Origin of the sequence: Geomicrobium sp. JCM 19038 (genome assembly GCF_000698125.1) — a bacterium.
Classification (GTDB): Bacteria; Bacillota; Bacilli; order Bacillales; family Marinococcaceae; genus Geomicrobium_A.
On the sequence record NZ_BAXA01000008.1, the window covers coordinates 74,338 to 92,777 of the forward strand.

The 18,440-nt window shown below is 42.5% G+C and carries 19 protein-coding genes and 3 pseudogenes; 13 read left to right on the top strand and 9 right to left on the bottom strand.

What is annotated here, in order from left to right:
* Positions 1–41: 41 nt before the first annotated feature.
* Positions 42–176: a hypothetical protein gene (locus JCM19038_RS24455; RefSeq protein WP_255343372.1), complete on the top strand. Its 135-nt coding sequence runs from the start codon at positions 42–44 to the stop codon at positions 174–176.
* Positions 177–259: 83 nt separating this feature from the next.
* Complete coding sequence (gene thrC, locus JCM19038_RS11495) at positions 260–1,516, top strand: threonine synthase (RefSeq protein WP_042418028.1); 1,257 nt, start codon at positions 260–262, stop codon at positions 1,514–1,516.
* 38 nt (positions 1,517–1,554) lie between these two features.
* Here thrC and cls read toward each other — a convergent pair whose 3' ends face one another.
* Complete coding sequence (cls, locus tag JCM19038_RS11500) at positions 1,555–2,997, bottom strand: cardiolipin synthase (protein WP_042418030.1); 1,443 nt, start codon at positions 2,995–2,997, stop codon at positions 1,555–1,557.
* 87 nt (positions 2,998–3,084) lie between these two features.
* On the opposite strand from cls, the gene JCM19038_RS11505 reads away from it, so the two are divergent.
* From JCM19038_RS11505 to urtE, 10 genes and pseudogenes are all read left to right on the top strand, one after another.
* The gene (locus tag JCM19038_RS11505; protein WP_042418033.1) at positions 3,085–3,807 is read left to right on the top strand and encodes an alpha/beta fold hydrolase; all 723 of its coding nucleotides are present in this window, start codon (positions 3,085–3,087) and stop codon (positions 3,805–3,807) included.
* 105 nt (positions 3,808–3,912) lie between these two features.
* Complete coding sequence (locus JCM19038_RS11510; protein WP_042418037.1) at positions 3,913–4,122, top strand: hypothetical protein; 210 nt, start codon at positions 3,913–3,915, stop codon at positions 4,120–4,122.
* A 79-nt stretch (positions 4,123–4,201) separates the two neighbouring features.
* Positions 4,202–4,420 (top strand): hypothetical protein, encoded by a 219-nt coding sequence (locus JCM19038_RS25045; protein WP_307190014.1) that lies wholly within the window; start codon positions 4,202–4,204, stop codon positions 4,418–4,420.
* On the top strand, positions 4,345–4,617 hold the full coding sequence (locus JCM19038_RS11515) for a hotdog fold thioesterase (protein ID WP_307190020.1): 273 nt from the start codon (positions 4,345–4,347) through the stop codon (positions 4,615–4,617). The genes JCM19038_RS25045 and JCM19038_RS11515 overlap by 76 nt, the downstream gene beginning before the upstream one ends.
* A gap of 95 nt (positions 4,618–4,712) precedes the next feature.
* Positions 4,713–5,128: pseudogene (gene mscL, locus JCM19038_RS11520) on the top strand (large conductance mechanosensitive channel protein MscL).
* A gap of 158 nt (positions 5,129–5,286) precedes the next feature.
* Positions 5,287–6,564: an urea ABC transporter substrate-binding protein gene (gene urtA / locus JCM19038_RS11525; protein WP_042418040.1), complete on the top strand. Its 1,278-nt coding sequence runs from the start codon at positions 5,287–5,289 to the stop codon at positions 6,562–6,564.
* Between the two features lie 57 nt (positions 6,565–6,621).
* On the top strand, positions 6,622–7,524 hold the full coding sequence (gene urtB / locus JCM19038_RS11530; protein WP_042418044.1) for an urea ABC transporter permease subunit UrtB: 903 nt from the start codon (positions 6,622–6,624) through the stop codon (positions 7,522–7,524).
* 18 nt (positions 7,525–7,542) lie between these two features.
* Positions 7,543–8,619 (top strand): urea ABC transporter permease subunit UrtC, encoded by a 1,077-nt coding sequence (gene urtC, locus JCM19038_RS11535; protein ID WP_042418047.1) that lies wholly within the window; start codon positions 7,543–7,545, stop codon positions 8,617–8,619.
* Positions 8,567–9,336: pseudogene (gene urtD / locus JCM19038_RS11540) on the top strand (urea ABC transporter ATP-binding protein UrtD). The gene urtC and the pseudogene urtD overlap by 53 nt, the downstream one beginning before the upstream one ends.
* Positions 9,337–9,342: 6 nt before the next feature.
* A complete protein-coding gene (gene urtE, locus JCM19038_RS11545) occupies positions 9,343–10,044 on the top strand; it encodes an urea ABC transporter ATP-binding subunit UrtE (protein ID WP_042418050.1) in 702 nt (233 codons plus the stop codon).
* Between the two features lie 46 nt (positions 10,045–10,090).
* Here the strand turns inward: urtE and JCM19038_RS11550 are convergent, their stop codons facing one another.
* On the bottom strand, positions 10,091–11,038 hold the full coding sequence (locus JCM19038_RS11550; protein ID WP_042418051.1) for an MFS transporter: 948 nt from the start codon (positions 11,036–11,038) through the stop codon (positions 10,091–10,093).
* On the bottom strand, positions 11,035–11,271 hold the full coding sequence (locus JCM19038_RS11555; protein ID WP_042418054.1) for a hypothetical protein: 237 nt from the start codon (positions 11,269–11,271) through the stop codon (positions 11,035–11,037). The genes JCM19038_RS11550 and JCM19038_RS11555 overlap by 4 nt, the downstream gene beginning before the upstream one ends.
* A 112-nt stretch (positions 11,272–11,383) precedes the next feature.
* Here JCM19038_RS11555 and JCM19038_RS11560 point away from each other — a divergent pair, with 112 nt between their 5' ends.
* Positions 11,384–12,265 carry a LysR family transcriptional regulator gene (locus JCM19038_RS11560; RefSeq protein WP_042418055.1) on the top strand — a complete coding sequence of 294 codons (882 nt, stop codon included), beginning with the start codon at positions 11,384–11,386 and terminating at the stop codon, positions 12,263–12,265.
* Positions 12,266–12,310: 45 nt separating this feature from the next.
* On the opposite strand, the gene JCM19038_RS11565 is transcribed toward JCM19038_RS11560, so the two are convergent.
* The 6 genes and pseudogenes from JCM19038_RS11565 to JCM19038_RS11585 form a co-directional block, all read right to left on the bottom strand.
* Positions 12,311–13,762 (bottom strand): amidase family protein, encoded by a 1,452-nt coding sequence (locus tag JCM19038_RS11565; RefSeq protein WP_042418060.1) that lies wholly within the window; start codon positions 13,760–13,762, stop codon positions 12,311–12,313.
* Positions 13,759–14,730 (bottom strand): ABC transporter ATP-binding protein, encoded by a 972-nt coding sequence (locus JCM19038_RS11570; RefSeq protein WP_042418063.1) that lies wholly within the window; start codon positions 14,728–14,730, stop codon positions 13,759–13,761. The genes JCM19038_RS11565 and JCM19038_RS11570 overlap by 4 nt, the downstream gene beginning before the upstream one ends.
* 57 nt (positions 14,731–14,787) lie before the next feature.
* The gene (locus tag JCM19038_RS24460; protein ID WP_255343373.1) at positions 14,788–15,285 is read right to left on the bottom strand and encodes an ABC transporter substrate-binding protein; all 498 of its coding nucleotides are present in this window, start codon (positions 15,283–15,285) and stop codon (positions 14,788–14,790) included.
* On the bottom strand, positions 15,174–16,457 hold the full coding sequence (locus JCM19038_RS24465) for a peptide ABC transporter substrate-binding protein (RefSeq protein ID WP_255343374.1): 1,284 nt from the start codon (positions 16,455–16,457) through the stop codon (positions 15,174–15,176). Before JCM19038_RS24465 ends, JCM19038_RS24460 begins: the two co-directional genes overlap by 112 nt.
* Positions 16,458–16,480: 23 nt before the next feature.
* A pseudogene (locus JCM19038_RS11580) lies at positions 16,481–17,490 on the bottom strand (ABC transporter ATP-binding protein).
* 4 nt (positions 17,491–17,494) lie between these two features.
* Positions 17,495–18,439, bottom strand: a complete 945-nt coding sequence (locus tag JCM19038_RS11585; protein WP_042418065.1) for an ABC transporter permease — start codon at positions 18,437–18,439, stop codon at positions 17,495–17,497.
* Position 18,440 lies beyond the last annotated feature (1 nt).

Consider the following 18,440-nt stretch of genomic DNA (forward strand, 5'->3'; position numbering starts at 1 on the left):
TGGCGACTATAGGTAGTGAGAGCGAAATGAAGGAGAAAGACATGAACAAGAAATTAGCCATTATTTCATTGATCGTTGCTCTAGTCATTAGTTTAAGTATTGAAAGTAACAATACGAGCATGCAATTCCATGAACCACAAGAAAAAATTGAATTGAAAAAGTCACTTGAGTCATGAAGATTTCTGAAAATATCCATTGCTTTCTATATTATCCTTCACTATGCTAGAGTAAAGGATAAACAAAGGTGGAGCGGATCATCATGAAATTACAATGTGTGGATTGTCATAAAGAGTACGCAATGGAACAGTTCCAATACCAGTGTGAATGTGGTGGATTGTTTGACATTGTGCATGATTTTAAACAAGTCGATACGGAGCAGTTAAAGCAAACGTTCAATGAACGGTTATCAGAGCGGATGACACCTTATGCTAGTGGTGTTTGGCGATATAAAGAGCTGATTTTTCCTGAGTTAGCCGAAGAACATATGGTCACGAAGTACGAAGGCAACACAGGTCTTTATAACGTTCAATCGGTAAAAGACTATGTCGGTTTGAACCAACCTGTCTATTTAAAAGCTCAAAGTGAGAACCCAAGTGGCTCGTTTAAAGATAATGGGATGGCTGTTGCGGTGTCCCACGGGAAGTCACTTGGCTATGACAAATTTACGTGTACATCTACTGGGAACACGTCATCGTCACTCGCAATGTATAGTTCAATGGCCGGTTCCAAATCATTCGTGTTTGTTCCTAACAAGAACATTTCGATGAATAAAGTGATGCAGACGCTAGCATACGGCGCGAAAGTGTTTAGTACAGAAGGAAAGTATGATGAGGGCATCAACTTCTTACAAGCGCATAGTGAGGAGTTAGGGTTATATGTATGTAACTCGATTAACCCTTTCCGAATTGAAGGCCAGAAGAGCATTATATTTGAAATCGCGCATTATTTAAATTGGCAATTGCCGGATTGGATTGTCGTTCCTGGAGGGGCGCTTTCTAACAGTACTGCACTCGGAAAAGGATTAAAGGATTTATATGAACTTGGGTTTATTGATCGATTGCCGCGTGTTGCGATTGTACAAGCAGAAGGAGCAAGTCCCTTCCATAAGATGATGGACCAAAAAGCGGAGCAGTTTGTTCCGGAAAGCGATCCGAACACAGTTGCGAGTGCGCTAAACATCGGAAACCCACCTAGCTGGAAGAAAGCGAAGAACGTCTTAACTGCAACTGACGGCGTTACCGTTGCAGTTACAGATGAAGAGATTCTTGATGCAAAAGCGGTAATCGATCAAAGTGGAGTTGGGTGTGAACCTGCATCTGCGGCTACCGTTGCAGGGTTAAAGCAACTCGTAGAGCGACAAATCGTTGATCGTGATGAAACGGCACTTTGTGTGTTAACGGGTAATATCTTAAAGGATACGTCAGCGTTGCAACAGTATCACACAGGGGATTATCAATTTAGTAATCAAATCGTCAATACAGAATTAACTTATAAAAACATCCAGAAACAATTGTAATTAAACAGCCGTTTTGCATAAAGCAAAACCGGCTGTTCTTATAGTAGTGGAGAGATTAATCGTGCGACGTTTTCTTTAACTCGAATCCATTTAGATCGTTGTTCGTACTCTTCAAGCGTTAACTCATGACAATCGACGAGGTCATTTTGAAACGTTTTTCGCATTTTCTCAGCCATCTCTTCGTCATACATGAACGTATTCACTTCAAAGTTCAAGCTAACACTCCGAACATCCATGTTCGTTGTGCCGAGTGTGCTAATCCGATCATCAACGACCATCGTTTTTGAATGAAGAAACCCTTTGTCATAAATGTAAATCGTTGCACCGAGCCTGAGAAGTTCACCGATATAAAAGTACGTTGCCCAATAGATAAACGGATGATCGGGCTTGTTTGGAATCATGATGCGTACGTCGATGCCACTCATAATCGCAACGCGTAGATTATCTAGCAAACCGAAATCAGGAATAAAGTAAGGAGTCTGAATGTAAATGTAACGTTTCGCTCGCTGGATCATTTGAATGAAGCCGTTTTTCACTTGGTCCGTCTCAAACCCTGGTCCGCTTGCGACGATTTGCATAGGCACGCCGCCTTTTAAGGATGATGAGACTGGGACTTCGTAATTCTCAAACTCTGGGGCAGGTTCTTTTTGACCTTTGTTCCAGTCAGAGATAAATTGATCATGCAAATGATGAACAGCACTCCCTGTAAGTCTTAAATGTGAGTCTCGCCAAAAGCCAAGACCACTTTCGTCAGTGTTGTACTTATCACCGATATTAAATCCTCCGATGTAAGCGATAGATCCATCAATAATTGCAAGCTTCCGGTGGTTGCGATGATTTAAGCTCCCGTACGTGAACATTGAACGTGGTGGGAAGAATACGCGGGACTTGCCACCAGCGTTTAAGTAGTCTTTTAAGAAGCGATTCGTCACTTTCCATGAACCGAGTCCGTCATACAACAACATCACCTGTACGCCTTCTTTTGCTTTTTCGGTGAGCAACTGAATAAAGGCTGATCCAAGTTCATCGGTATTTATGGAAAAGTATTGCACATGAACATAATCAGTCGCTTCACGAATGTCGTTGAACAGTGATTCGAACTTCTGGTCACCGTCTGTTAACAAGTCTACGGACTGTGCATACGTAAGTGGCGCATGACTGTGGTGAATGTGCATATAAATGAGACTTTCTAATCCATCCATGCTTGGTGAATTCCGATACAGTGTCTCCTCTTGAATCTCTTCACGTTGATGTAGAAGAAGCGCATTCGTTTTGAAAAGTGAATCTTCATTCCATGAACTGTTCCGAAGTTCACGACCGAATACAAAATAAATGATGAGCCCGATTACTGGCACGAAAAAAAGGACCATTAGCCAGGCCCATGTTGCTTGCGCACTCTTTTGTTCACGAAAGATGATAATGAGACCGAAGAAAATGTTAACGATTAAAATCCCCAGAAAAACCGTTGCGGGCCATGACATGTCTACATCCCCCTAGTGACTAGTAGTACTGTCATTCCCTTCAATTGTCTGTGTTAACCTTCAATCTACATGAAAGGAAGGGGAATAATGGATTATAGAAGTCATTTGCTTTTATTTTTACATGGTGGTGGGACGAGCTCGTGGATGTGGAACGAACAAGTGAAGTTTTTTGAACGAGATTATACCGTTTGGACGCCAGAGCTTCCGGGACACGGAGGAAACGACGAGAAGCATTTATCGATTGATGACACTGTCGGTCAATTGCTAAGAGAATTAGACGCTGTTTCTTTTGAACGTATTAGTGTAATTGGGTTTTCACTCGGTGCACAAGTAGCACTATCATTAGTGAGCAGACAACCTGAACGGTTTAAACATGTCGTCTTAGTTAGTATGTTAGCCGCCTCACTTCCTTTTCCAACGGTATTGGCAAAAGCGACTGCCATGATGCTTCCATTAAGTAGAAATCGAACCTTTGCAAAACTTCAAGCAAAGCAATTGGAGATTCCAAGTTCGGACTTTGAGCGTTATTTTAGCGATACGCAATCAATCACTAAATCGCTACTGGAAAACATCATCTATGAGAATAGTCGATTTACACTTCCAGTGAACGTGCGTGAATTGCCGTTCCCGATCCTTGTGATGGCTGGGGCGAAAGAAAACAGATTGATAAAGAAAACGATGGTAGAAATTTCGAGAGGAAATGAGCATGTAAAGACGATAATCGTTGAGGGAGCTGGTCATAGCTTACCATATGCTTATTCCTCTCTCTTCAATGAAACTGTGCAACGTTTCCTTAGTCAAAACGATTAAGTTTGAGTAGTAATTAGAAGGTTCATCAATTGTTCAGATGATCTACAGATGTTCTTCATATTCTTCGTGTACACTATAAGTAATCGCTTTGAAGGAGTGGTTCATGTGAAGATCGTAACTGTTAGCTTTTTAACCTCTTATCTAGCATTGAGTTCGGTAACGCCGAATCAATATGAAGAGGGAACACATACGGCAACAGAATCAAATGCTCCCGAAGGAATTGTTGAAACAATCGATGAGTCAGGTAAGGTAATCGACTCGAAAGAAGTATCCGATACGGTTCAACGTGTTAATTTAGATTCATTGTTATTATGACCGGCATCTGCCGGTCATTTTACGTTGATTAGAGTCGAACTATGGTAGACTAAAGAAAACATTAAGGTGGTGCAGGCAAGTGACTGTGGATTTTTTTGAAAATATCGATAAAAGAATTGCCGGTACAATTATTGACGAATTGAATATTGAGTTTATTGAGACGAATCCTGATCGACTCGTCTTGAAAATGCCGATTACTCCGAAAACGCATCAACTGCAGGGATTTTACACGGTGGTGTTTCGGTCGTACTCGCAGAAACAGCAGCTTCGGTTGGAACTGCGATTAACATTGATTTAACAAAGAAAGTGGCTGTAGGCCTGGAGATTAATGCGAACCACGTTCGAAGTAAGCGAGACGGTCATGTCTTTGCGGTTGCAGTGCCGGTACATAAAGGAAGAACGACGATGATTTGGGAGATTAAAATCGTAGATGAAGAGGACAAATTAATCTGTACATCTCGTTGTACGATGGCCATTATTGATAGTCAACAGTAAAGTGGTGTACACTAAAGCAATTGAACAACTTTGAGTTTTCTCTTGTGATGACCGTTATAAGTGGGAACTCTGGATATGCATCTTGGAGGAACAATATGTGGAAAGATTTTAAAGCATTCATTGCACAAGGAAATGTACTAGATCTCGCAGTTGCAGTCGTTATTGGTGCTGCTTTTCAACAGATTGTAAGTTCGCTTGTTGATCACATAATTATGCCATTCGTCGGTGTGCTGCTCGGTGGCGTTGACTTTTCAACTCTCGTCTTCCAATTTGGCGATGCCAAGTAGAATACGGCATGTTTATTCAAGCGATCGTTGACTTCTTCATTATCGCAGTAGCCATTTTCATCTTCGTAAAAGTTGCGAACAAGCTTATTAAACGAAGAGCTGAGGCGGAAGAAGCTGAGGAAGAAGTGGAAGAAGAACCAGCAGCAAGTGAAGTGTACCTAAAAGAAATTCGCGATCTATTGTCGAAGCAACAAGAGTCACAACCAACTGACGATAAAGAGTAGTACTGTACTCAAGAGAAGAAAACAAGTCTTGCTTATCGAAGCAAGGCTTGTTTTTTTATAGTGATACATTGTTAGCTAATATAACATAAATATAGAAACTATTTTGAATACTATAGTATTGTTAACCATACTAGATTAACGCTTTGAAGGAGGAAATAATGAAGAAATATAAATGGGGGATCGCTTTATTCTCGACTGTATTCATCCTTAGTGCATGTGCTGCTGGAGATGAAGCGGCGGATACAGGCTTTGGAGAAGCGAGTGCAGGTGAGGACGAACTGTCCGATTCAGAAGAGAATAGTGAAGAGGTTGTCGTGGATGAGGATTCTATTCCAGTTGGATTGCTTCATTCATTAAGTGGAACGATGGCAATAAGCGAGACATCTGTCAGAGATGCGGTCATGTTAGCGATTGATGAAATTAATGAAGATGGTGGCGTTTTAGGGAAAGAAATTGTTCCCATTGTTGAAGATGGTGCCTCCGACGAACCGGTCTTCTCTGAGCGAGCGTCCAAGCTATTGCAACAAGATGATGTTACCGCAATCTTCGGTACGTGGACGTCTGCAAGTCGACAAGCCGTAAAGCCAGTCGTAGAAGAACACAACGGACTGTTGTTCTATCCTGTTCAATATGAAGGAATGGAGTCTTCACCGAATATTTTCTATAACGGTGCCGCGCCGAATCAACAAATTGTTCCGGCTGTAGAGTGGTTGTTTGATAACGTTGGTGATTCTTTCTTTTTATTAGGTTCAGATTATGTGTTCCCGAGAACTGCAAATCAAATAATCCAAGCACAATTAGATGATCTAGGTGGCGAAGTCGTAAGAGAAGAATACACGCCGATGGGTCATACCGATTACAACACGATTATTTCACACATTAGAGACACAGATCCAGATGTTATTTTTAACACATTAAATGGAGACAGCAACGTAGCATTTTTCAATCAGCTTGCTGATGCAGGGATTACTTCCGACGACGTGACTGTACTATCAGTGAGCGTAGCGGAAGAAGAGATTCGAGGAATTGGCGCAGAAGTGTTAGAAGGTCATTTGGCGAGTTGGAATTATTATCAGACAACCGATACGCCTGAGAATGAAACATTTGTTTCGAACTTCAAAGAAGCTTACGGTGAGAATCGTGTAACGGGAGATCCAATTGAAGCTGCTTACTTTATGGTGTATTTGTGGGCACAAGCTGTCGAGGAAGCAGGCTCGACGGAGACCGATGCAGTTAGAGAAGCGGCAGCGGGAATTACGTTTGATGCACCGAACGGTCCAGTTGAGATTGATGGAGATAATCAGCATGTTTATAAAACGGTAAGAATTGGTGAAGTTCAAAGTGATGGACAGTTTGAAGAAGTTTGGAATTCTGGAGAGCCGGTAAAGCCAGATCCATTTTTGGAGAATTACGACTGGGCAGAAGCCATTCAATAAGTACGAAGGGAAAGATTTCCCTTCGTCTCTTTTAATCGACAGAAAGGCGTGCATGTTATGAGTAGCGTTGCGATGCAAATTTTTAATGGAATAAGCCTTGGCTCTGTACTGTTACTCGTTGCGATGGGGCTTGCAATCACGTTTGGTCTGATGAGAGTCATTAACATGGCTCATGGTGATTTGATTATGATTGGAGCTTATGTGACGTATTTGATGCAAGTCATTTTTGTGCAGTACATACCTGAACAGTTCTTTGATTGGTATTTTATCCTCGCGATCCCAGCTGCATTTATTATTGTTGCTGGAATTGGAATGTTACTTGAATTTACCGTGATTCGACATTTATACGGGAGACCACTTGATAGTTTATTGGCAACGTTTGGTGCAGGTCTTATCTTGCAGCAATTGATTCGGACGATCTTTGGTGCGCCTAATGTTGGTGTTCAAAGTCCGAGTTTTTTACAAGGCAGTTTAGAGATCTTTGGTCTGTATTTGCCGTTTAGTCGGTTGTTTATGATCGGACTTGTCATCGTCTGCCTTGGTGGTCTATTCATCTACTTGTATCGAACGAGGCAAGGACGTCGTGTGCGTGCAGTTATGCAAAATCGTGAAATGGCAACGTGTGTTGGTATTTCTTCGAGGAAAGTGGATTCATTAACGTTCGCAATGGGAGCGGGGTTTGCTGGAGTGGCTGGTTGCACGTTGACATTAATCGGTCCGATTGGGCCGACGATCGGCTTAAATTACATTGTCGATGCGTTTATGGTTGTCGTTGTAGGCGGTGTAGGTGCACTAACAGGTACGGTAATTGGTGCGCTTGGCATCGGTGTTTTTAATACGTTTTTTGAATACTGGACGAATGCATCAATGGGGAAAGTGTTGATCTTCGCGCTAATTATTGCATTTTTGCAATGGCGACCATCTGGGCTCTTTTCCATGAAAACAAGATCTTTGGATTAGAGCGGAAAGGAAACGATTATGTCGTATTTATATTCCAAAAAGACGTTAGTCATTTTAGGATTTGTTATTTTGCTCATCATGCCATTTGTGCTCGCACCTTTTAATTTAAATTTGCTCGGACGCTTTTTGGCTTATGCGATTTTGGCGTTAGGGATTGGCGTTCTTTGGGGCTATGCGGGCATTTTAAGCCTTGGTCACGGTATTTTCTTTGGTTTTGGTGCTTATGCAATGGCGATGTATTTAACACTTCAAAGTGGTGGAATACCAGATTTCATGGGGTGGAATGGGATCACAGAATTGCCTTGGTTTTGGGCGATCTTTTCAAACCCGATCGTCGCAATCGTTTTGGCTATTGCCGTTCCGATGTTGTTTGCAGGTATTCTCGGCTTTTTTACATTTAGAAATCGAATTACCGGTGTTTACTTTACGATCTTGACACAAGCCCTCGTCATCGTCGTTACAACGCTTATTATTAGCCAACAACAATACACTGGCGGAACGAATGGGATTACCGGTTTTGATACGATTTTCGGGTATTCGTTGAATTCAGTTGCGACTCAACAAATGATCTATTGGACGACTGTCGTTTTTCTAGGTCTTGTTTTTCTAATTTGCTATAAGCTCGTGAACAGTCGATTCGGGAAAGTATTGATTGCGATACGAGACGGGGAGAATCGTACCCGCTTTCTTGGGTATAATACGTCTATTTACCAAGTGATTGTGTATAGCTTTTCAGCGGGTGTTGCAGGTCTTGCTGGTATGCTGTTTGTGTTACAAGTAGGAATTATAACGCCGTCAATGATGGGAATTGTCCCGTCGATTGAGATGGTGCTGTGGGTAGCCATCGGCGGACGCGGTACATTAATTGGCCCTGTCATCGGCGCGTTGCTTACAAACGGTGCGAGTACATGGTTCAGTCAAACCTACCCGGACGCTTGGTTGTTTTTTATCGGTCTTGTATTCGTCTTAGTCGTTGTCTTTATGCCGAAAGGGATCATGGGAATTATTTCAACAATCCAAGCACGTAGGAGGGCAAAGAAATATGGAAAAGGTCGAAAAGAAGAAGCAAAGCTCTACAACAGTTCTTCAATCTGAGAAGTTAATCGTGCAATTTGGAGGATTCAAGGCGATCAATGAATTCAGCTTTCAATTAAGTGATCGTGAACTACATTTTATTATTGGACCGAATGGAGCAGGGAAAACGACCTTTCTAGATGTGTTGTGCGGCAAAACGAAACCGACGTCTGGCAACGTGTTGTTTAAGGAGTCCATTGAGTTAGGCAAGTTGTATGAATATCAAATTGTTCGCAAAGGGGTCGGGCGGAAGTTCCAGGCCCCGTCAATTTTTCCATCATTGTCAGTGATGTCTAACTTAGAAATTGCCATGAAGCAGCAAAAAGGCTTTTGGCATATTCTTCGTGCCAAGTTGTCAGAAGGAGACAAAGAGCATATTCACGAAATGCTAACACTCATTGGGCTTAAAGAAGAGAGCAACCGCACCGCAGGAACGCTTGCCCACGGTCAAAAGCAATGGCTAGAAATTGCGATGGTCTTAATGCAAGACCCTGAATTAGTTTTATTGGATGAACCGATCGCGGGATGACGGAAGAAGAGGAAGAGAAGACAGGTGAACTTCTAAGAACGATTGCAAAAGACCGGGCAGTGATTGTTGTGGAGCACGACATGGACTTTGTACGGAAATTTGCAGATAAGGTTACGGTTATGCACGAAGGCACGTGGTTATGCGATGGTTCGATGGAGGAAGTGCAGCAGAATGATCGGGTTTTAGAAGTGTATTTAGGTCGGAGGTGAATCACAATGCTTGAATTGAATCGTATTGAAGCAGGTTATGGTGAGAGTGCAGTTCTTCGAGACGTAAGTTTGACGATTCCGAAAGGAAAGCTCATCTGTTTGCTCGGCAGAAACGGTGTGGGAAAATCAACGTTACTTAAAACATTAATGGGATTGATAAAAGCAAATCATGGTCACATCGATTACCAGAGCCACAACATTAATGATAAATCTCCAACGTGGCGATCACGTAAAGGGATTGGGTACATCCCCCAAGGCAGAGAAATCTTTTCGGCACTAACGGTCCATGAGAATTTGCAGCTCGGTTTAGAAGCACGGCAAGACCAGAAGAAGAACATTGAACCGGGTCACAAGGTTTATGATTACTTTCCAATTCTAAAAGAGATGCAAAATCGAAAAGGAGGCGATTTAAGTGGAGGACAGCAGCAACAATTAGCAATTGCCCGCACGTTAGTTGCAGATCCAGACGTGATCTTACTTGATGAACCGACAGAAGGCATTCAACCGAACATTGTCCAAGGTATTCAAGATGTCATTAAAGATTTAAAGCAAAACAATGAAAAGACGATGTTACTCGTCGAACAGAGCTTTGATTTTGCGAGTGAAGTTGCGGATTACTTTTATGTAATGGACCGCGGACGCATTGTTTATGAAGGTGAAAAAGAAGAGTTAACAGAGGAGAATATGAGAGGGTATTTGAGTATTTAAGTCCGTGGAAGAAGAGCCGATATTCATATCAGCTCTTCTTTTTTCGTTAGTTTGCTGGCGATTTACTTGTTCGTAGTATTCGCTGTAAGAGAAAAATCGGAAGGAAGGCGAATATCGCAAAAATTACCCAGTAAATTGATAGTAACTGAAGTGAATTTAAATATTCGTAGAGGCTACCACCGATAATATTTCCAAGTGCGCCACCAATGGCCATGGCTAAATTTGAAAAACCAATATACAAAGCAAATCGTTCTGTAGGAGCTTGACTAACGGTATAGGAATAGAACGTTGGTTGAATGAGCATGACGCCGAGTGCGATTCCGATTAATGAGGCGATGACGGTAATCACATGTAAGTGAAAGACTAGCGGTATAAAGCCTAATGCCATGGCAAAGTAGCCCCATTGAATAGAGCGAATCATGCTTAAGCGCTCAGACAGGCGAGTGACCGTCATTTGACAGGCAACGACTAGCAACGTTAGGACGGTAAAGATCCATCCTCCTGAACCGGTTAATGTGAATCCAATTAAAGGGTAGACGAGGAAAAGCTGTTGATAAATAAAGTGAAAAGGGATTAAGGCAACCACAACGAGGAGAAAGGAACGGTTGTGGATAATTTCAGTTAAACCAAGGATAAGAGAAGGTTTGGTTTTGGATTGAATGGACCGAATCGGGACTAAAAAGATCCAGAAACTCATCAATGCAAATGATAGACCAGTAATCACACTAAGCAGCGGGAATTGAGTGACTGAAAACAAAGTGCCAAACAAAGGACCGATAATCGTTCCAGCATTTGCACTAATGTTGGAATAAGCAAATAAGGTCTTATGTTCAGATTTTGGTTGATTTGAAACGAGCACAGCTTTTAACGAAGGACTAAAGAACGTCCCTCCAATTCCTCCAATCATCGCCATAGTAATGAGGGCGATGGGAGTCTCAACAAGACCTAAACCGGCAAAGCCTACACCTCGACATAAAAAACCAATCATCATCATTTTTTATGTCCGTACTTATCCCCAAAGTATCCACCGATGAGCATAACTCCTTGTTGACTTACCAATCGAACAGCAAGAATAAAACCGGCAAAAAGCAAGGAGTAGCCAAGTTCGCCAGTTAAGTAGAGTGAAATGAACGGAACAAACATAAAAAAAGTAAACGTGACAAAAAATTCAATCGCTAAAAGGGCAAAAACAAAAGGTCCATAGGTTTTCCAAATCGTCCAAGGCATACGATGGTCACTTCTTTCTCGTTCGTTACCTCAATCGTACGACTTGCTTTAGGTATTCACAACATGAATAATTGAATCCATATGATCGATAATTTCAATGAGGTGAAATGGGATGGATTATGATCAGTTAAAAACGTTTCTCGTCGTTACGGAGTTGAATAGTTTTACAAAGGCAGCTGCGTTCTTACATATTACGCAATCAACCGTCACTTCTCGAATTGCAAAGTTAGAGGAATTCTATAGTGTCCGTCTGTTTGATCGAAACAACCGAGATCTTAGACTTTCATCGAAGGGATTAGAACTTCTACCATTCATGCAACAACAATTAAACCTCTATGAAAAAACGAAACAAATTGCAACGCAACACACACATAGCCAAGAACTAAAAATCGCAGTAACGCAATCGACTTGGAATTCATTTCCTGTCCGTCGAGTGTTGTCTTTGCATGAAAAGATTCCGAATCTACACGTGCAGATTACGACGGATCATTCACCTGCAATTATCCAACACGTGTTAGATGGACGCATTGATTATGGCATCGTCTTTAATTTACCAAGAGCGAAAGCCATTCGCGCTTGGCATCTAGGGCGACACCACTATGCGTTATATCGTCATACCGACGTTAATATTGATGCAGATTTTGATTTAGCGAGTCTTCAAAATGAACGTTACATTAAAGTGAGTTGGGGCATTCCTTTTCAAAAGTGGCTAGAAAAACACGGCATACAGCACCATAAGTCACCGCTTGAAGTCTCTCATGGAAATCTAGCAAAGCAAATCATTATTGAGCAAAAAGGGATGGGCTTTCTACCTCAAGAAAGTGTCGTAAATGAACCGAGTTTAGTTGAAGTACCCCTTGGCGTTGAGTGGGCCTATCAGGATTATTATGCGATTTGTTTGAAGAACCATCCAGAGACAACAGTTTATCAAACGATGAATCACTTTCTAAACGAAGGTAAAGTTAAAGGCGAGATTGAAAATATAGACCATTAAAAAGCCGACCGAGGAGAATTTCCCGGTCGGCTTTTTGCACTGCTGTTACGCTAAGTTTGGTTTCTTACGATGCTGTGTCGCTTGTTCATAGCCAAAGGCAAGTTCAATTAATGTTCGTTCTTGAAACATAGGCCCTGTGAATGTAATGCCAAATGGTTGTCCATTCGCTTTATAACCCGCAGGTACTGAAATAGAAGGTAAGCCTGCACGAGCGGCGACGGCAAAACCAGCAGCACTCGGAAAGACAATCGCATCCAGTGCGTGGTTCTTCATCACATTTTCAATGGCGTATTCGTCGTGTAGTCCTTGGTTTAGTAGTTTCTGCATAATCCATTCGGAGTTTGCTAGTTCTTCTTTACGGTCCGTCCCACTAATAAAACTATCGAAACCGTAAGGTTGTAACCGAGCGTATTGGAAGTATGTAGCAAGAAACTCATCGAAGTTGTTGTAACCTGTCGATGGTTTTGCTTTCTTAAAGAAGGTGTTTAGGGAATGCTTAATCTCATAACGTAATAAACTGGGAATTTCTTTTTCAACGTCTGGAATTGTAATGTCTTCTATGACTTCAACTTCTTGTTTTCTCAACACGTCAATGGCGGCTTCAAAGTGATGTTTGTCGACGTGAATAGCAAGATCATCAGGAACCTTCCCTCGATACACCCCAATTCGTTTGCGTGATAAACCGTCGATTAAAAGATGGTCATTATAATTGGACACGTTAGTAGGGATGCCGTGTGTCGCATGATCTTGTTCACAACGACCGGCAATGACATCTAGAAGAATAGCCGCATCTTCAACGGTACGTGTCAACGGACCAGCAACATCTTGTGAATAAGATAGCGGAATCACACCTTCACGACTCACAAGTCCGAACGTTGGTTTAATCGTAACGAGTGAATTTCGTGTTGCAGGGTTGACTAGCGACCCTGACGTCTCAGTCCCGATACTGACAGCAGCAAAGTTACTAGCAATTGCAGCTGCTGATCCAGAGCTACTTCCTCCAACATCGAACTCATGTGGACCATACGGGTTCAGTACGAGACCACCTCTACTGCTAAAGCTATTCGGCATCCCTTCGCGACCGATGCGATGAGCGAGTTCTGTCATGTTCGCTTTTCCAAGAATGACGGCTCCAGCTGCTCGGAGCTTTTTAACGAGAACTGCATCTTCATCTGCTTTCCAGTCTTTTAAAGCATAGGCTCCTGCACTCGTTGAGAGCGCATCGCCGGTTTGGATGTTGTCTTTTAGAAGAACAGGGATACCGTGTAAAGGTCCAGTTAAACCAGACTGAGCGTATTGAACGTCGAGTCCTTTAGCGATCGCGATTGCATCTGGATTTACATCAAGTACGGCGTTAATGCTAGGACCATCTTGGTCATAAAGAGCGATTCGCTCAAGGTAATACATCACAAGCTTCTGTGACGTTAATTGTCCATGTCGAAAGGCAGTATGAATTTCTTGAATGGTCGTCTCTTCGTGCCAGTACGGAGCAATCATTGGTTTTTACCTTCATACAAGTGACATGAAACGAAGTGACCAGGTTTCGCTTCTTGCCAAGTTGGCTTTGCGGTTGCGCAAATGTCCATCGCTTCAGGGCAGCGAGTTCGAAAGACACAGCCACTTGGCGGATTGACTGGGCTCGGAACTTCACCTTCAACGATAATGCGCTCTCGTTGTTGTTCTACAACCGGATCTGGTACTGGAATCGCTGAAAGAAGTACGTTCGTATAAGGGTGAAGTGGATCTGAATAAAGCTTTTCACTCGTTGTTAGCTCAACGATGTTGCCTAAATACATCACGCCAATTCGGTCACTAATGTGTTTAACCATCGCAAGGTCGTGCGCGATAAACAAATATGTGAGGTTGCGCTCCCGTTGCAAATCTTTCATTAAGTTAACGACTTGGGCTTGAACAGAGACATCGAGTGCAGAAATAGGCTCATCAGCAATGATGAATTCTGGATCGAGAGCCAACGCACGTGCGATCCCAATTCGTTGCCGCTGCCCACCACTAAATTCATGGGGATAACGATTGGCATGCTCTCGTTGGAGACCGACCGTTTCTAAGAGCTCATAAACACGCTCTAATCGATCTTTTCCTTTATGAATGTTATGGATATCCATCCCTTCAGCGATGCACATTGCCACATTCATACGAGGGTTCAAAGACGCATATGGATCTTGAAATATCATTTGAACTCTTCTGTAAAACGAGCGGCGATTTTTTCCACGTAACAATTCAACGTCATTGCCTTTATACCGAATCGTGCCGTCACTCGTTTTGTAAAGGTTTATGATCGTACGACCTGTGGTGGACTTCCCGCAGCCAGATTCACCGACAAGACCGAGTGTTTCACCTTTATAAATGTCAAAAGAAACACCGTCCACGGCTTTGACAACTAAGTTTTTATCGAGAGGGAAATGTTTTTTGAGGTTCGTAACTTCAAGTAATTTTTCTTGTGTCAATGCATTCACCTGCCTATGAACGAAGGAAGGTGCCCATTACCTGGGCACCGATTCGCTTTAGTCTAAACTTGCGTATTTAAGTTCAACGAAACCTACTGGATGACGAACGACATCATTCACTTCTGGTTTGTACAAGAACGTATGGTTGTAGAAGTACAGAGGCACAAATGGTGCTTCTTCCATTAACAATGCTTCAGCTTCAAGAAGTAGATCAAAACGCGTATTGGCATCTTCTTCTTCGTAACTCGCGTCAATTAATGAATCAAACTCTTCGTTGCTAAAATCAGTACGGTTCATCGGGTTATCAGTTGTAAAGTTCGTTAAGAAGTTAATTGGATCGTTATAACCACCTAAGAACGACGAACGAGAATACTGAAGTTCAAGTCCTTGTTGCGCTTCCATAAAGACTGCCCACTCACTGTTCTCAAGGGCAATATCAACACCTAAGTTCTCAACGAGCATCTCTTGAATTGCTTGTGCAACGATGCTGTGCTCATCAGATGTGTTGTAGGACAAAGTGACTGTTGGAAGTTCATCGTACCCTTCTTCTGCCATACCTTCTTCAAGAAGTTGCATCGCAGTTTCTGGTTCATACGGATAATGCTTTCAGCCGCATCACGGAAATCATCGCCATCAGGTGTTAAAAATCCATAAGCAACGAAACCATCAGCAACGTTTTCGTTACCTTGGATAATGCGATCTACGATAATCTGACTATCTATTGCATAGTTAAACGCTTGACGGATTTTTTTATTATGGAACGGTTCTTCATTTACATTAAAACGTTGGAACTCAATCCCGGCACGTGGTTGAACAAAAGCATCTTCGCTTTCGACTAATGTTTCTTTCATATCGGCAGGCATGTTGACAATATCAAGAGTGCCGTCTTCATACAATTGATATGCTGTTGAAGGATCATCAACCATTTCATATTGAACACCATCTAGTGAAATGTTCTCAGCATCCCAATAATCTTCATTACGTTCTAACACAATGCGTACATCATGATCCCACTCAACCATTTTAAACGGTCCGTTTGACACGATCGTATCTAGACTACCTGCCCAGTTTTCATCATTCTCAACGGTTTCTTGATGCGTAGGGAAAAGTTGTGGCATTGCTGTAATGGATGGGAAAAACTCTGTTGGGTTTTCCATGACTACTTCAAGTGTTTGGTCATCAATTGCTGTGACGAGAACATCCTCTTCATCACCTTCACCTGAGTTGAAAGCTTCAGCACCTGCAATCCAATAGGAATGCTGTGCAGCAGGAGAAGCTGTGTCAGGATCAGCTAATCGTTTCCAAGAAAATTCGAAGTCTTGTGCTGTAACAGGTTCACCATTTGTCCATGTAATGCCGTCGCGTAAGTAAAATGTATACGTGAGTCCATCTTCAGATACATCCCAATCTTCTGCCATAGCTGGCTCTGGAACTGCCTCATCTTGAGCAAGACGCGTTAAGCCTTCACCCATGTTGTTTAAGACATCGTACGAATACTGGTCGTTACCGATTGGTGGGTCTAGTGATGTTGGCTCAGATTCATTGTTCAATACAATTACATTGTCAGATGCCTCAGAATCCCCTGCTGCTTCGTCATCTGTGTCACCTGTGTCAGATGTTTCATCATCTGCTTCGTCACTGTCGCTTCCTTCGTCAGAACACGCAGCGAGTACGAGTACCATGCTTAGCATAAGCGTAAACATGAGCATGAACCATTTCTTCTTCATGTGCTTTCCCCCTAAATAATAGTTTATGAGTGTAGCTGTTGTATAGATGGAGCTCGCTCATCTTGTAGCCAGCAATGAACATAGTGCGATTCATTGCAATCGGTTCTAGGTGGAGCGACCTCTTTACACACTTTCATCGCATAATCACACCGCATGTAAAAGGGGCATCCTACTGGAGGATTCATCAAGTTAGGAGGCGTACCTGGTACAGGAATAAGTGGATCGTTACGATTACCATCCATCCTTGGGACGGATTTCAATATGCCTTCAGTGTACGGATGGCGATGCTCTTTGAATACGTCATAACTCTTGCCAGTCTCTGCAATTTTGCCGGCATACATCACGCAAATGCGATCAGCGATTTGGGCTACAACACCAAGGTCATGCGTGATAATGATAATGGCAACACCTGTTTTATTTTGGATTTCTTGGAATAATTCAATGATTTGAGCTTGGATGGTAACGTCTAGTGCTGTTGTTGGCTCATCGGCGATCAGAATGTCAGGTTTACAAACGAGCGCCATCGCAATCATTAAGCGCTGCCTCATGCCCCCACTAAATTGGTGTGGGTATTGTTTCATTCGTTTATCAGGATCAGCGATTCCAACGAGACGAAGCATTTCGATAGATTCTTTCGTCGCTTCTTCTTTAGACATTTTGTGATGTCTTAACAAGCCTTCACGAATTTGCTCCCCTACTGTGATGACGGGGTTTAAAGAAGTCATCGGATCTTGAAAGATCATGCCCATCTCAAGCCCGCGTAGTTTTTGCATTTGTTTTTCTGTTTTAGTCGTTAACTCTTCGCCTTTATAGCGAATGCTTCCCGACTTTGGTGGTGTGGAGACGAGACGCATGAGGCTTTGAGCAGTGACGCTCTTTCCGCATCCGGATTCACCAACAATTGCTAACGTTTCACCTTTATATAAGGAAAAGCTGACCCCTCGAACAGCCTGCACCTCACCCCGTTTAGTGGAAATGAGACGTGAAGGTCATCAACCTCTAATAGTAATTCTTTTGGTGTTGCTTCCGTCATGTGCTCACTTCCTCATTTTAGGATCTAGTGCATCTCGTAATCCATCTCCAAAAACGTTAAAGGCAAACATCGTTAATGAGATAAAAAATGCAGGGAAAAACAATCGCCACCAGTAACCCGTTTGGATAACCCCTAATGCATCATTAGCCATCGTTCCCCAGCTCGCAACGGGGGCTTGTACACCAAGTCCTAAGAAGCTTAGAAATGCCTCCGCGAATATTGCAGTAGGAACCGTTAATGTCATTGAAACGATAATTGGTCCTGAGGTGTTTGGTAGAAGGTGTTTACGAATAATGCGACTATTGCTTCCTCCTAATACACGTGAAGCGAGTACATATTCTGCGTTCTTTAATTGAAGGACTTGTCCTCGTACGAGACGAGCCATTCCAATCCAACCTGTTATAGATAAGGCAATAATGATCGTAAACAGACCTGGACCCATAACAACCATGAGGAGGACAACAACGAGAAGGTAAGGAAGCCCGTAAAGAACATCGACAATACGCATCATGACATTGTCTACTTTACCCCCACGGTATCCAGAAATCCCGCCATAAGCGACCCCTATTATAAATTCAATTAAAGCAGCAGCAAGACCAATAAAGAGTGACACCCGAGCGCCATACCAAACACGGGTAAATACATCACGACCAAGTTCGTCAGTGCCAAACCAATAGGTTCCGTTTGGTGCAGTATTACTGTTAAGAATAGATTGTGAGCGATACGTATGCTCAGTGAGCATAGGACCAATGATGGCCATTATTGTAAGTAGAAAAATCAGTACTAAGCCTGTTGTTGCAAGCTTGTTCGCAAACAAGCGTTGCATAACATCACGCCAATAACTATCTCCTTTATGATGAACCGTTTCACGTTGTTCTTCTTTAGGCAGAGGAACAAACCATTCATCAGGAACATTAGAGGCCGATTTTTTCTGGCTTCTATTTCCCATT